At 68.9% G+C, this 13,677-nt stretch carries 12 protein-coding genes; 6 read left to right on the forward strand and 6 right to left on the reverse strand.

Features of this window, described 5'->3' with window-relative positions; all coding sequences use genetic code 11:
- On the reverse strand, window positions 1-1,590 hold the full coding sequence (locus tag ACQ66R_RS05280) for a tetratricopeptide repeat protein (protein WP_430419877.1): 1,590 nt from the start codon (window positions 1,588-1,590) through the stop codon (window positions 1-3).
- Window positions 1,591-1,730: 140 nt separating this feature from the next.
- Between ACQ66R_RS05280 and purL the strand changes: the two genes are divergently transcribed.
- On the forward strand, window positions 1,731-3,956 hold the full coding sequence (gene purL, locus ACQ66R_RS05285) for a phosphoribosylformylglycinamidine synthase subunit PurL (protein WP_430419879.1): 2,226 nt from the start codon (window positions 1,731-1,733) through the stop codon (window positions 3,954-3,956).
- 6 nt (window positions 3,957-3,962) lie between these two features.
- On the opposite strand, the gene ACQ66R_RS05290 is transcribed toward purL, so the two are convergent.
- Complete coding sequence (locus tag ACQ66R_RS05290) at window positions 3,963-4,772, reverse strand: SDR family oxidoreductase (RefSeq protein WP_430419881.1); 810 nt, start codon at window positions 4,770-4,772, stop codon at window positions 3,963-3,965.
- A 181-nt stretch (window positions 4,773-4,953) separates the two neighbouring features.
- On the opposite strand from ACQ66R_RS05290, the gene ACQ66R_RS05295 reads away from it, so the two are divergent.
- A complete protein-coding gene (locus ACQ66R_RS05295; protein WP_430419882.1) occupies window positions 4,954-6,126 on the forward strand; it encodes an alanine racemase in 1,173 nt (390 codons plus the stop codon).
- Between the two features lie 47 nt (window positions 6,127-6,173).
- Entirely contained in the window at window positions 6,174-6,686 is a 513-nt protein-coding gene (locus tag ACQ66R_RS05300) for a tetratricopeptide repeat protein (RefSeq protein ID WP_430419884.1), read from the forward strand.
- 13 nt (window positions 6,687-6,699) lie between these two features.
- On the opposite strand, the gene ACQ66R_RS05305 is transcribed toward ACQ66R_RS05300, so the two are convergent.
- Window positions 6,700-7,454, reverse strand: a protein-coding gene (locus ACQ66R_RS05305; protein ID WP_430419018.1) for an IS5 family transposase whose coding sequence is annotated in 2 segments (ribosomal slippage) — window positions 6,700-7,121 and window positions 7,121-7,454 — 756 coding nt in all. Because the reading frame shifts where the segments join, the coding sequence is not laid out codon by codon here.
- A 166-nt stretch (window positions 7,455-7,620) separates the two neighbouring features.
- On the opposite strand from ACQ66R_RS05305, the gene ACQ66R_RS05310 reads away from it, so the two are divergent.
- A protein-coding gene (locus ACQ66R_RS05310) for an IS630 family transposase (RefSeq protein ID WP_430419033.1) occupies window positions 7,621-8,563 on the forward strand; the annotation gives its coding sequence in 2 pieces (ribosomal slippage) (window positions 7,621-7,956 and window positions 7,958-8,563; 942 coding nt in all).
- 22 nt (window positions 8,564-8,585) lie between these two features.
- On the opposite strand, the gene ACQ66R_RS05315 is transcribed toward ACQ66R_RS05310, so the two are convergent.
- Window positions 8,586-10,418, reverse strand: a complete 1,833-nt coding sequence (locus tag ACQ66R_RS05315) for a flavin-containing monooxygenase (protein WP_430419885.1) — start codon at window positions 10,416-10,418, stop codon at window positions 8,586-8,588.
- A 119-nt stretch (window positions 10,419-10,537) separates the two neighbouring features.
- Between ACQ66R_RS05315 and ACQ66R_RS05320 the strand changes: the two genes are divergently transcribed.
- A complete protein-coding gene (locus ACQ66R_RS05320) occupies window positions 10,538-11,560 on the forward strand; it encodes an NADP-dependent oxidoreductase (RefSeq protein ID WP_430419886.1) in 1,023 nt (340 codons plus the stop codon).
- Here ACQ66R_RS05320 and ACQ66R_RS05325 read toward each other — a convergent pair.
- Both ACQ66R_RS05325 and ACQ66R_RS05330 read right to left on the reverse strand, forming a co-directional pair.
- On the reverse strand, window positions 11,557-11,787 hold the full coding sequence (locus tag ACQ66R_RS05325) for a DUF4287 domain-containing protein (protein ID WP_430419888.1): 231 nt from the start codon (window positions 11,785-11,787) through the stop codon (window positions 11,557-11,559). The two genes, ACQ66R_RS05320 and ACQ66R_RS05325, sit on opposite strands and share 4 nt — an antisense overlap.
- Window positions 11,788-11,863: 76 nt before the next feature.
- On the reverse strand, window positions 11,864-12,355 hold the full coding sequence (locus ACQ66R_RS05330) for a CinA family protein (RefSeq protein ID WP_430419890.1): 492 nt from the start codon (window positions 12,353-12,355) through the stop codon (window positions 11,864-11,866).
- A gap of 85 nt (window positions 12,356-12,440) precedes the next feature.
- Between ACQ66R_RS05330 and ACQ66R_RS05335 the strand changes: the two genes are divergently transcribed.
- Window positions 12,441-13,673: a serine hydrolase domain-containing protein gene (locus ACQ66R_RS05335; RefSeq protein WP_430419892.1), complete on the forward strand. Its 1,233-nt coding sequence runs from the start codon at window positions 12,441-12,443 to the stop codon at window positions 13,671-13,673.
- Window positions 13,674-13,677 lie beyond the last annotated feature (4 nt).

Below are 13,677 nucleotides of genomic sequence, written 5' to 3' on the forward strand. Positions count from 1 at the left end.
CTAGCCGCGTTCCGCGCGCACGGTGGCGGCCATTTCGGCGAACACAGCGTCCCAGACCCCGCGCTCGGCCTGCCGGAACAGCCGGGTATTGGGATACCAGGGGCTGTCGGCGCGTCCCATCAGCCAGCGCCAGTCGGCCACGTAGGGCAGCGCCACCCAGGTCCGCACGCCCAGCGCGCCAGCGAGATGGGCCGTGGAAGTGTCGGGCGTGATGACCAGGTCGCAGGCCATCATCGCCGCTGCAGTGTCGACGAACATGTCCGGCCCCGGGTCGAAGTCGTCGCCCAGCGTCTCGACCGCCATGCCGGGCGGCAGCGCGTTCAGTTGCTCAAGCCCGTTGACCTTCTGCAGGCTGATCAGGCGTACATCGGGGATCGCCGCGATGCCGGCGAGCATCGCCAGCGGAAACGACCGTGCCAGCGGCAAAGCGTAGGGCTGGGTGCTGCCCTGCCACACGACGCCGATCTTGAGGCCGTGGGCCCCGATCCGCTCGCGCCAGCGCGCCACCCGCGACGGATCGGCCGACAGGTATTGCGCCGCGCCCGGCAGCGTCTCCAGGGTCGTCCCGAAGGCGTGTGGCAGGCTCATCAGCGCGACCTGCAGGTCGAACTCCGGCGTCGCGCTTTCGCCGACCAGCTCGACCCCGCCGGCCAGGCCTTGCAGCAGGCCGTGGAGGGCTGCCGGCGCGCCCAGCGTCACCTTCGCGCCCCGCGCCGCCGCCATCGTGGCGTAGCGGCTGAACTGGATCACGTCGCCAAGGAACAGCTCGGGAAAGATGAAGAGCCGCTTGCCCGCCAGGTCCTGGGCGCCTGTCCAGCGGTTCGGCAGGCCGTACCGGGGGTCCTCGAAGGTGGGGCACTTCGCCCGCCACTCGTACCCCGCGAAGCCCTCGGCCAGCCGCCCGGCCTGGAGCAGGCAGAACGCGCGGTTGTGGTGGCCGATGGCGAAGTCGGGGTTCAGCGCGATGGCCGCGTCGTAGCTGGCGATCGCCTCGTCCACACGGCCCAGCGCGCGCAGGACGTTGCCCCGGTTGAAGTGCGCCGCGAGGCTGCCCGGATTGAGCACGGCCGCGGCCTCGAAAGCCGCTAGCGCCGCATCGAACTGGCCCTCAGCGCTCAGCGCGCCGCCCAGGCCCAGATGCGCCGAGGCGAGGCCGGGCTTGCGCGCCAGGGCCGCCTCGAAGCTGGCGCGCGCGGCAGCGATCTGCCCCAGCGCCAGTTCCGCGTCGCCGCGGCGGCTGTAGGCCTCGGCCAGATCGGGCTGCAGGGCCACCGCGCGGGTGTACTGCTCTATCGCCTCGGACCGCCGCCCCAGCGCCATGAGCGCCTCTCCAAAATTGGCGTACATCGCGGCCGTGGGCGGACCCGCGCCGAGCGCCAGCGCGAACATCTCGGCCGCCTTCTCCGGCTGGCGCACCTGCATCGCGATCAGGCCGAGCTGGTGGTAGGCTTCGGCGTGGTTGGGATCGCGCCGCAGTACCTCGGAATAGAGCCCCGACGCCGGTCCGAACTGTCCTTGCCGGTGCATCGCCGCCGCTGCCTCCATCAGCGAGGCGGTGTCGACCTCGGGCGGGATCGGATCGGCGGGCATCTTGGCGGGCGCTCCTTGGGCAAGGTCGGCGGTAGCAGCTTCCCCCGACGCCAGCAAACCGCGCCCGTAAACCGCGCTGTTCAATGCCTGTGACGCCGGGCCTCTCGCGCCCGCGAGAGAGTCCGTCTAGAAGGCGCGCCATGAGCGCCCAGCCCACAAAGACCCTGGCCGAGAAGGCCGCCGAGTATGGCCTGAAGGCCGACGAGTACGACGTCATCATCAAGCGGCTGAATCGTGAGCCGAACGACGTCGAGCTGGGCGTCTTTTCGGTGATGTGGTCCGAGCACTGCAGCTACAAATCCAGCAAGATCCATCTGGGCAAGTTCCCCACGTCGGGGCCCAAGGTGATCTGCGGTCCAGGCGAGAACGCCGGTGTCATCGATATCGGCGACGGCGAGGCCTGCATCTTCAAGATGGAGAGCCACAACCACCCCTCCTACATCGAGCCGTACCAGGGCGCGGCCACCGGCGTCGGCGGCATCATGCGCGACGTCTTCACGATGGGCGCCCGCCCGATCGCGCTCTTGAACGCGCTGCGCTTCGGCGACCCGAGCCATCCCAAGACCCGCCGCCTCGTCTCGGGCGTCGTCGCCGGCATCGGCGGCTACGGCAATTGCGTGGGCGTGCCCACGGTGGCCGGTGAGACCAACTTCCACCGCGGCTATGACGGCAACATCCTGGTCAACGCCATGTGCGTGGGCCTGGCCGACGCCGACAAGATCTTCTACTCGGCCGCGCCCGCGGCGGGTCTCAGCGTCGTCTACTTCGGCTCGAAGACCGGCCGCGACGGCATCCACGGCGCCACCATGGCCTCGGCCGAGTTCTCGGAAGACGCCGAGGAGAAGCGCCCCACGGTCCAGGTCGGCGACCCCTTCGCCGAGAAGCTGCTGATCGAGGCCACGCTGGAACTGATGGCCTCGGGCGCCGTCGCCGCCATCCAGGACATGGGCGCGGCCGGCCTCACCTCCTCGTCGGTCGAGATGGCCGGTAAGGGCGGCGTTGGCATCGAGCTCGACCTCGATCACGTGCCCCAGCGCGAAGAGGGCATGACCGCCTACGAGATGATGCTGTCCGAGAGCCAGGAGCGCATGCTGGCGATCCTGAAGCCGGGCCGCGAGCGTGACGGCCACGCCATCTTCGAGAAGTGGGGCCTGGACGCCGCCATCATCGGCGTCACCACCGACACCGGCCACTTGGTGCTGAAGCACCACGGCGAGACCGTCGCCGACGTGCCGCTGGCCCCGCTCTTCGACGACGCCCCGCTCTACGACCGCCCCTGGGTCGCCCCGAAGGCGCAGCCCGTGCTGTCGCCGGCGGACGTGCCGGCGCCCGCGGACTGGAACGCCGCGATCCTGAAGCTGATGAGCGCGCCGGACATGGCGTCCAAGCGCTGGCTCTGGGAGCAGTACGACCGCCACGTGATGGCCGACACCCTGGAAGACAGCGCCACGGGCGCCGACGCCGGGATCGTGCGCGTGCACGGCGGCCGCAAGGCGCTGGCGATGACCTCGGACGTCACGCCCCGCTACGTCCAGGCCGATCCCTATGAGGGCGGCAAGCAGGCCGTGGCCGAGGCGTGGCGCAACCTGACGGCCGTGGGCGCCACGCCCATCGCCATCACCGACAACCTGAACTTCGGCAATCCCGAGCGGCCCGAGATCATGGGCCAGATCGTGCGCGCCATCGACGGCATGGCCGAGGCTTGCCGCGAGCTCGACTTCCCGGTCGTGAGCGGTAACGTCAGCCTCTACAACGAGACCAATGGCGCGGCGATCCCGCCGACCCCGGCCGTGGGCGGCGTGGGCCTGATCGCCGACTACGCCCGGCGCGCCGACTTCGCCTCGCTGAAGCCCGGCGACCAGCTGGTGCTGATCGGCGAGACGGCTGGCTGGCTGGGCGCCTCGATGTACCTGCGCGAGGTCCAGGGCCGCGAAGAGGGCGCCCCACCGCCGGTCGACCTGGCGACCGAGAAGCGCAACGGCGACCTCGTGCGCGACCTCATCCAGTCCGGCGATGTGACTGTGGTCCATGACCTCTCGGACGGCGGCCTCGTCGCTGCGGCGGTCGAGATGGCGCTGGCGTCGGGCGTCGGCGTCGCCCTGAACATCCAGGGGGATGTGGCGGATCACGCTGTCTTTTTCGGCGAGGACCAGGCCCGATACCTCGTTGCAGTGCGCCGGGATCAACTGGACGAGCTGGACGCCAAGGCCGAAGCGGCCGGGGTCGCCTACGACGTGGTGGGCCAAGCTGGCGGCGACGAGGTCTCGTTCACCGGCCAGGGCGGCCTGCTGGCCGCCATCCAGTTGGACGCGCTCAAGACCGCCCACGAAGGCTGGATGCCGGCCTTCATGGGCGAGCCCGCCTAGCGCGCTCTAGCCGCCCAGGAACGCCTGTCGGATTCCGGCGCGGAACGCCTCCACGCCCACGGCCAGCCGCTGGGCGTAGGTGGCCTTGGCGTCGTCGCCGGCCACGTAGCTGACCCGGTCGCCGTCATCGTTCACGGCGTCCCAGACGGCGTCGGCGATCTTCTCGGCGCTGGAGCCGCTCGATCGCCGCTCCGGATTTGAGAACGCCGCGAACGTCTTGGCCATCGCCTCACCGTAGGCGGCGTGCTGGGTCATCACCAGCGAGCGGCTGGCGAAGTCGGTGGCGATGCCGCCGGGGGCCACGGTCTTCACCTTGATGCCGAAGGGCGAAAGCTCGTAGGCGAGGCTCTCGCTCCAGCCTTCCAGGCCCCACTTGGTGGCGTGATAGACCGAGTTGAACGGGAAGGTGACCAGCCCGCCGATCGAGGTGGTGGTGAGGATCGTCCCCTGCCCCCGCTCGCGCATGGCCGGCAGGAACGCTTGGGTCACCCGCATGACGCCCAGCAGATTGGTGTCGAGTTCAGCGCGGAGCTGGGCGTCCGTCGCACCCTCGAAGGGCCCGGCCAGGCCGTAGCCGGCGTTGTTGAAGAGGACGTCCACCGGACCCAGCGCCAAGGCCGCCTTCGCCGCCTCCGCGATCTGCGCCGGGTTGGTGACGTCCAGCGCCATCACGGTGACGCCTTGCGCCGCCAGATCGGCGCCCGCCGCCGCGTTGCGCATCGTGGCGATCACCTTCCAGCCCTTGCCTGCAAACAGCAGCGCCGTGGCGCGGCCCAGGCCGGTGGACGCGCCGGTGATGAAGATCGTCTTGGTCATGTGTGGTCTCCCTGAGCCCTGATTGAAACCTGCCGCCGTACGAGGCGGCCATGCACGATCCGCTCAATTTCATCGCTCATCCCCGCGCATGCGGGGACGCAGTGACTTCCAGGCGCGTCCGGAACGCCCTAGCTAGCAAGCCGGGGCCCCTGAACGCGTGGGGACGAGCGGGAGTGGGTTAATGGACCGGGCCATCGTTCGCGCGCACCTGGGGCCGCTCGCCGACAAGCCGCACATGGCGCTGGCGATCGCGCAGCTGGGCGAGCCCGGGTCGGCCGACACGATCCCCACCCCGGCGGCGGTGATCGACCTCGACGCCTTCGACCGCAACGTCGCCAGAATGGCCGCGCGCGCGAAGGCCGCCGGGCTGGCCCTTCGCCCGCATGCCAAGTCGCACAAGTGCGCCGCCCTGATCCGCCGTCAGTTGGCGGCCGGCGCGGTGGGTGTGTGCTGCGCCAAGCTGGCTGAGGCCGAGGCGCTGGCGGCGGCGGGGATCGGCCAGATCCTGGTCACCTCGCCCATCGCGGGCGCCTCCAGCGCGTCGCGGGCGGCGCGGCTGGCCGCGTCCCTCCCCGACTTCCGTATCGTGGTCGACCATCCCGACGCCGCCGCCGAGCTGGGCGCGGCGGCCACGTCGCCGATCCAGGTGGTCATCGACATCGACGTGGGCATGGGCCGCACCGGCTGCCACGACGCCGAACAGGCCGCCGCGGTGGCCCGAGCCGTGTTGTCTCAGCCCAACCTGCGCCTGCTGGGGGTCCAGGGCTACGGCGGCGCCTGGCAGCACATGGAGGGCGCCAACGCCCGAGCCTCAGCGGTCGCCGAAGGCATGCAGAAGCTGACGGCCGCCATCGCTGCGGTCCGCGGCGTGCGCGGGACGGTCAACGTCGTCACCGGCGGCGGCACCGGCACCTTCGCCGCCGACACGGCGCAGGGGGTGCTGAATGAGGTCCAACCGGGCTCGTTCGCGTTCATGGACACCGAGTACCGCGACGCGTTGAAGGCCGACCCCGACGGCGAGTTCGAGCAGGCGGCGACCATCGTCAGCACCGTGATCACGGCCAACCATCCGAAGTGGGTGACCCTGGACGCCGGCCTCAAGGCCTTCTCCACCGACGGGCCGATGCCCCGGCCCCTGACGCCGAGGTTCGCGGCCTGTCGCTACCGCTTCTTCGGCGACGAGCACGGCATGCTCTCCCGGCCTGAGGGCGCCCCGGTCGCCCGCGGCGAACGCATCGCCCTGGCCCCCGGACACATCGACCCGACCCTGGACCGGTACGATGTCTTCCATCTGGTGCAGGATGGCGTGCTGGTCGACATCGTCCGCGTCGATGCGCGGGGCGCCTCGCAATAGGGGCGGTCGAGCTACCGTCGAGGCAAGAGCTTGGAAGGGGTGAGACGATGCGGATTGGAGTCCTGATCCTGGCGGCCGTGATGGCCGGCGCATCGCCTGCCTGGTCGCAGTCCGAGACCGAGCTCTACGAGAGCGGGGCCAACGCCATGGCCGGCGCCCAGCGCGAGGTCACCCAGCGCAACATCGACGTGGCTGCCAAGGCCCTGCGCGACAAGGACTACAAGACCGCGCGGAAGTACGCCCAGTCGGTCACCCGCGCCGATCCCAAGCGCGTCGAGGCCTGGCTGCTGCTGGGCTCGGCCCAGCAGGGTCTGCAGGACTGGAAGGGCGCGCGGACCACCTACACCACCGCCGTGCGGCTCTATCCCACCCACCCCGAAGCGCGCGCCGGCCTGGGCGTCGCCTACGCCCGGACGGGCGATCCCAAGGCCACCGTCCAGCTGGCCTGGCTCGACGCCAAACTCCGGGAGTGCGGCGGCTGCTACCAGTCGGGCCAGTTGGCCAAGTTCAAGGCCGACATCGAAGCCGCCATACGGGAAACCCCCGCCAAAGGGCCCTAGGTCCTGTGGACACTTATCGTAGCCACAAGACGATGGCGGCGAGGGTGACGATGGCGAGGTAGTTGCGGGCGGTCTTCTCGAAGCGGGTGGCGACGCGGCGGAACTGCTTGAGCCTTGAGAAGCAGCACTCGACCAGGTGGCGCTGAGCATAGAGCTGGGCGTCGAGGGGGTGCTTGATCGCGCGGGATGGGTTGTTCGGTATGACGGCGATCGCGCCCTTCTCAGCGATCTTCTGGCGCAGGCGATCTGAGTCGTAGGCGGTATCGGCCATCACTACGTCGGCGGCCAAGCCTTCGATCAAGGGTTCGGCCTGGGGTGCGTCGCCACGATGGCCGGCGGTGAGGCTGAACCGGACAGGACAGCCCAGGCCTCTGACCGCCATGTGGATCTTGGTGCTCAGGCCGCCGCGGGAGCGGCCAAGGGCCTGATCTTCAGACCCCCCTTTTTCGCGCCCGCCGCATGCTGGTGGGCGCGCACGATGGTCGAGTCGACGATCAGGTACTCGAAGTCCGGATCGTCCGAGAGCGCCTCGAAGATGCGCCACCAGACCCCTTTGGCGCTCCAGCGGCTGAAGCGCCGAAAGACCGTGTTCCAGTCCCCGAACACCTCGTGCAGGTCACGCCAGGGCGAACCCGTCCTGACGATCCAGAGCACGCCCTCGACGAACATCCGGTTGTCCCGACCCGTCGAGCCCTTCTGATCCGGCCGCCCGATGATCAGCGGCGCGATCCGCTCCCACTGCTCATCGCTCAGCACCAGTCGATCCATCACACCCAAGACCGCCTCCAAAAAGCAGTCTTGAATCACGCTTCGGACCCAGCGTGAATCCTAAGAGTCCACAGCTCCTAGAGCGTGACCGCGCTTAGCTGAATCGGGATTCCGGGTTTGGGCGGATCATGATTCAAGATGTGGGCTGGATGGGAGGCCAGCTCGCATGGGTCGACCCTACTCGCTTGATCTGCGGGATCGAGTGGCGCGCTTCGTGGTGGCGGGCGGGACGTGCCGTGAGGCGGCGGAGCGGTTCGGGGTCGGGGTGGCGACGGCGGTGCGCTGGTCGCAGCGTCTGCGGAGCGAAGGCAGCGCCGCAGCGCGGCGGATGGGCGGTCATCGGCCGCTGGTGCTGGCGGGCGAGCGGGACTGGCTGCTGGCGCGGATCGCGGAGCAGCCGGACCTGACGCTCCGGGCGATCCAGGCCGAGCTCGCCGACCGCGGCGTGGTTGTGAGCTACGACGCGGTGTGGCGTTTCTACCTGCGCCAGGGCGTGACCTTCAAAAAAAAGCCTGCACGCCATCGAGCAGGACCGACCGGACGTGGCCAGGAAGCGGGACCGCTGGCGACGCCATCAGGGCCGGCTTGATCCGCGCCGCCTGGTCTTCATCGACGAGACTTGGGCGAAGACCAACATGACCCGCACCCACGGCCGCTGCGCGCGTGGCCAGCGGCTGGTCGGCAAGGTTCCTCACGGCCACTGGAAGACCCTGACCTTCCTGGCCGCACTGCGATGCGATCGGATCGACGCGCCCTTCGTCCTGGATGGGCCGATCAACGGCGAGTGGTTCCGGGCCTACGTCGAACAGGTCCTCGTCCCGACGCTCGCCCCCGGCGATGTGGTGATCATGGACAACCTCGGCAGCCACAAGGGCAAGGCCGTCCGCCAGGCCATCCGGCGCGCCGGCGCGCACCTGATTTTCCTGCCGCCCTACAGCCCCGACCTGAACCCCATCGAACAGGTCTTCGCCAAGCTGAAGACCCTCCTGCGCAAAGCCGCCGAGCGCACCGTCGAAGCCACCTGGCGACGCATCGGCCTCCTCCTCGACCACTTCTCAGCCGCCGAGTGCGCCAACTACCTCGTCAACTCCGGATACGCTCCATGCTGAAGCGGTCACGCTCTAGGCGGCATCAGCGCAGCGACAGCCCCTTCAGGTCACCCGCCGCGCGCCAGGCCTTCAGCACCTCGAAGAACACCAGCGGGCCGGCGCCGTACATGTCGGAGAAGAAGCCCTGGCGGTTACCCGCCTGTCCCTCGGAGTTGTAGTAGCCTGGGGTGCACTCTGAGTAGTAGCGCTGGCCCATTCGCGCCAGGCTGCGCACCTCCTGCACATAGGCCTCTTCGGCCTCGGGCGTCGGCTCCAGCACCTGGGCGCCGCGCGCCTTGGCCTCGGTCACCAGATGCGTCACGTGCCGCGCCTGCTCGTTCAGGGCCTGGGGCACGCTGATGGTGATGGCCGTCTGGGTGAAGCCCAGGAAGAAGCAGTTCGGGAAACCGCTCGTGGTCAGTCCGTGCAGGGTGCGCAGGCCATCGGCCCAGTGTTCCGACAGCGTCGTCCCGCCCCGCCCCACAATGTCGTATCCCGCGCGACGGGTGTACGACGTGCCCACCTCGAACCCTGTCGCGAAGATCAGGCAATCCAGAGGGTACTCTCGGCCGTTCGCTACGGCCCCCGTCTTCGTAAGCGCCTCGACGCCCTTCCCTTGGGTGTCCACCAGGATCACGTTCGGCCGGTTGAAGGTCTGCAGGTACTCGTCGTGGAAGCACGGCCGCTTGCAGAATTGTCGGTACCAGGGCTTGAGCGCCGCTGCGGTGACGGGGTCCTGGACGATCGAGTCCACCCGGGCGCGCACCTGGTTCATCTTGCGATAGTCGGCCAACTCCAGCAGCTGTGCGCGCTCCTCGCTGGTCAGGCGGCGGCCGAGCTTCTTGCCCGCTTCCTTCACTGCGCTGTTCTGCAGATTGCGGAAGATGTCGGTCCAGCCGTCGCTCACCAGGTCCACCTCGGCGCTGCCGCCTGAGACCACGGTGTTGAAGTTGTCCATCCGGTGCTGCTGCCAGCCCGGCTGCAGGCTGGCGGCCCATGCGGGATCGGTGGGCCCGTTGTTGCGCACGTCCACCGACGAGGGGGTGCGCTGGAAGACGTAGAGCTCCTTGGCCCACTCGCCCAGGTGCGGGATGCACTGCACCCCTGTCGCCCCGGTGCCGATGATCCCGACCCGTTTGTCCCTGAGGCCCGTCAGGCCGCCGGTCGAGTCGCCGCCGGTGTAGCGATAGTCCCACCGGCTGGTGTGGAAGGTGTGGCCCTCGAAGTCGTTGATCCCCGGGATGCCGGGCAGCTTGGGCCGGCTGAGCGGGCCGTTGGCCATGGCCACGTAGCGGGCCTTGAAGCGGTCGCCGCGGTTGGTCTCGACGACCCACTTCCCGTCGGCCTCGTCCCAGGTCATCCCGGTGATCGACGTCTGCATCAGCGCGTCGTCGTACAGCCGGAAATGTCGCGCGATCGCCTTGGAATGCTCCAGGATCTCGGGCGCGAACGAATACTTGTGCTTGGGGATGTAGCCCAGCTCTTCCAGCAGCGGCAGGTAGACGTAGCTCTCCACGTCACACATCGCCCCAGGATAGCGGTTCCAGTACCACGTGCCGCCGAAGTCGCCCGCCGCCTCGACCACCCGGATGCTCTCGACCCCCGCCTCGCGCAGGCGCGCACCCATCAACAGGCCGCCGAACCCGCCGCCGATGATCGCGAACTCGACCTCGTCGGTGACCGGCGCCCGTGTGAAGCCCGGGTCCACATAGGGATCGTCGACATAGTGCGAGAACTCGGCCGTCACCTCGACGTACTGGCCGATGCCGTCGGTTCGCAGCCGCTTGTCCCGCTCGGCCAGGTATTTGGCATGGAGGGCGTCGGGATCGAAATCGAGTTCGCCGACGATGGCTGTCAGTTCGGGTCGGATCGTCATGGGAGGAGAGTGCGCCGCTTACGCGCGCGTCCGTCAATGACGTTGAACCGGACCGCAGCACGCTTCCCGCGCCCGACTCGCGTCTTGCGGACTTTGCCCGCGGTCCCCACGATGATGGCATGAACCGATACTGGACCCTCGCCCAGCGCCCGCCGCCGCGGTGGCCCGGCCCCGACACGTTCGCATTGCGCGAGGCGCCGATTCCGACGCCCGGTCCCGGCCAGGCGCTGACGCGGACCATCTACGTGTCGCTCGATCCCTACCAGTGGGGCTACAAGCGCCGCGGCGTGGAGCCTGAGGGCGCGCCCTGCCACGCGCGGACGGTGGCCCAGGTGGTGGAGTCGAACATCGAGGGCCTGAGCCCCGGCGACTTCGTCTTCTGCACCAACGGCTGGGCCGAGTACGGCCTGATGGGCGAAGGCGTGCCGCGGCCCGGCTACATGGTCCCGCGCAAGCTGGACCCCGCGATGGGCCGCATCTCACAGGCCGTGGGCGTGTTGGGCATGCTGGGCCTGACCGCCTACGCCGGGATGATCCTGCAGGGCCAGCCTAAGGCCGGTGAGACCGTCGTGGTCTCGGCCGCGTCGGGCGGCGTTGGCCAGATCGCGGGCCAGCTGGCCAAGCAGCGCGGCCCGCGCGTGGTCGGCATCGCCGGCAAGCCCGAGAAGTGCGACTTCGTCACCGGCGAGTTGGGCTATGACGCTTGTGTCAGCCACCTCTCGCCCACCTTCGCCGAAGACCTGAAGGCCGCCTGCCCCGACGGGATCGACGTCTACTTCGAGAACGTGGGCGGCGCGGTTTTCGAGACCGTCCTGCCGCTGTTCAACCCGGGCTCACGGATGACGATCTGCGGCCTGATCGCCCACTACGGCGACGAGGGCGGCGATGCGGGCGCGGCGGAACGCGCCGCCGCCGAGGCCCGCGGCATGACTGTCAGCAACCTTTTCGTCGGCGACTACGTCGAGAGCCATCACGACGCCTTCCTGGCTGAGGTCGGGCCGTGGGTCGCCGAGGGCAAGGTCCGCTACCTGGAAGACATTCGCGAAGGCCTGGAGACCCTGCCATCGGCCTTCGCCGAGATGCTGAAGGGCGGCAACTTCGGGAAGATGCTGGTCAGGGTCAGCGACGACCCGACGCTCTAGGCGTCGCCTTCGGTCTTCATGCCCCTGAGCAGGGCGACGATCGCCATGCCGTGGCCGCGGCCCAGGCCGAAGTCCTGCTCGAGCCAGGCCAACACCTCGCCGGCCTTCACGCCTTTCCTCAGCACGCCGGCTTCGGTGAAGCCCTTGTCGGCCGCGAGCGCGCGCAACTGATCCGGCGTCTTGCCGGTCTTGGACTGGATGTTGTCGAGGTAGGCCTGGAAAGACATGCAGAGGGTTCCTGAGGGGGCGAACAGCTATCCGCCCAAGGACGCCCGAGCTTGCGCGATCCCGACATGCGCCCCGTCAGGCCTCCATGGCGTCCAGGGCCTTGTTGAGCAGCGACAGCGAGGCCATGGCGAAGGCCAGCATGTTGGCCTGGCGGTCGCTCTCGGCCGTCTCGATGGTCAGCACCGCCTCCACTGGCCCCGCCACCGCGACGCAGGTGTGGCCGGCCGCGTCGCCGTACGGGTTGCCGGTCGGGCCCGCCGCACCGGTCTCGGAGATGCCCCAGGTCGCGCCGTAGCGTTCGCGGGCGTTGCGGGCCAGGAGCTGGGCGTAGGGCTCGCTGGACGAACGCATGCCCTCCAGCGCCTCGCGCGGGATATCGGTCAGCAGCACGCGGGCCTTGGGCGTATAGACCACTGCGCCGCCCAGATAGTAGGCGCTGGCGCCCGGCACGCTCAGCAGCGCCGCCGAAATCAGCCCGCCGGACGAGCTCTCGTTCACCGCGATCTTCTCGCCGCGGGCCTTCAGTTTCTCGCCGATTTCCGCAGCGAGCGCATACAGCGCCTCCATACCCATCCTTCTCTTGGCTAAACGCTTGTTCGTCGCCCATGATGGCGCATTGCATGCAGAACGATAATCGTCGGGAGGAATTTTGATGGACGCCCAGTCGCAGTGGACCGGCCTGGACGCGGGCCGCCTGGAACGCATCGGCGAACACCTGGAGCGCAACTACATCGGTCCCGGCAAGATCGCGGGCTGCCAGGTCAGCGTCGCCCGGCATGGGCACCTCGCCTACTTCAAGTCGTTCGGGTCGATGGATCTGGAGCGCAGCAAGCCCACCCGCGACGACACGATCTATCGCATCTATTCGATGACCAAGCCGATCACCTCGGTCGCGCTGATGACCCTGTACGAGCAGGGCTATTTCCAGCTCAACGATCCGGTCAGCCGCGTGGTCCCGTCCTGGAAGAACCACCGCGTGTGGGTCTCGGGCGAGGGCGACAATATGGTCACCGAGGCGCCGCACCGGCCCATCACCTTCCGCGACGTGCTCTGCCACACGGCAGGCCTGACGTACGGCGGCGGCCTGCCGGGCGTGGGCATTCAGCACCCGATCGACAAGATCTACCGCGAGCTCAAGATCCGTTCGTTCGACGCCCCCGACAGCATGGCGGGCTTCATGGACAAGCTCTCGAAGGTGCCGCTGCGCTATCAGCCCGGCCAGGCCTGGATGTACTCGCTGGCGACCGACGTCTGCGGCGCCCTGGTCGAGCTGATCTCGGGCAAGCCGTTCGACCAGTACCTCGACGAGGTGATCTTCCAGCCGCTGGGCATGAAGGACACGTCGTTCCAGGTGGCCCCGGAAAAGGTGGATCGGTTCGCCGCAAACTATCAGCGCGGGCCCGACAAGAAGCTGCAGCTGATCGACGATCCGGCCACATCCAACTTCACGAAGCCAGCCGGCTTCCGGTCGGGCGGCGGCGGGCTCACCGGCACCAGCGCTGATTACCTGCGGTTCTGCGAGATGCTGCGCCGCGGCGGTGAGCTGGACGGGCACCGCGTGCTGGGCCCCCGCACCATCGCCATGATGCACATGAACCACCTGCCCGGCGGCCGGAACCTGACCGACGTGGCCCTGGGCGGCTTCTCCGAGACGGCCTACGACGGCGTGGGCTTCGGCCTGGGCTTCGCCTCCTCGCTCAGCGAGGTGGACGCGGGCGGCCTGGGCGCGGGCGACTACTACTGGGGCGGCGCAGCCTCGACGATCTTCTGGGTCGACCCCAAGGAGGACCTTAGCGTGGTCTTCATGACCCAGCTGATGCCTTCGGGCACCTTCAACTTCCGCGGCCAGCTGAAGAGCATCGTCTACTCGTCGATCATCGATTGATGCG

The sequence above is a fragment of the Phenylobacterium sp. genome (genome assembly GCF_965284355.1).
Lineage (GTDB): Bacteria > Pseudomonadota > Alphaproteobacteria > Caulobacterales > Caulobacteraceae > Phenylobacterium.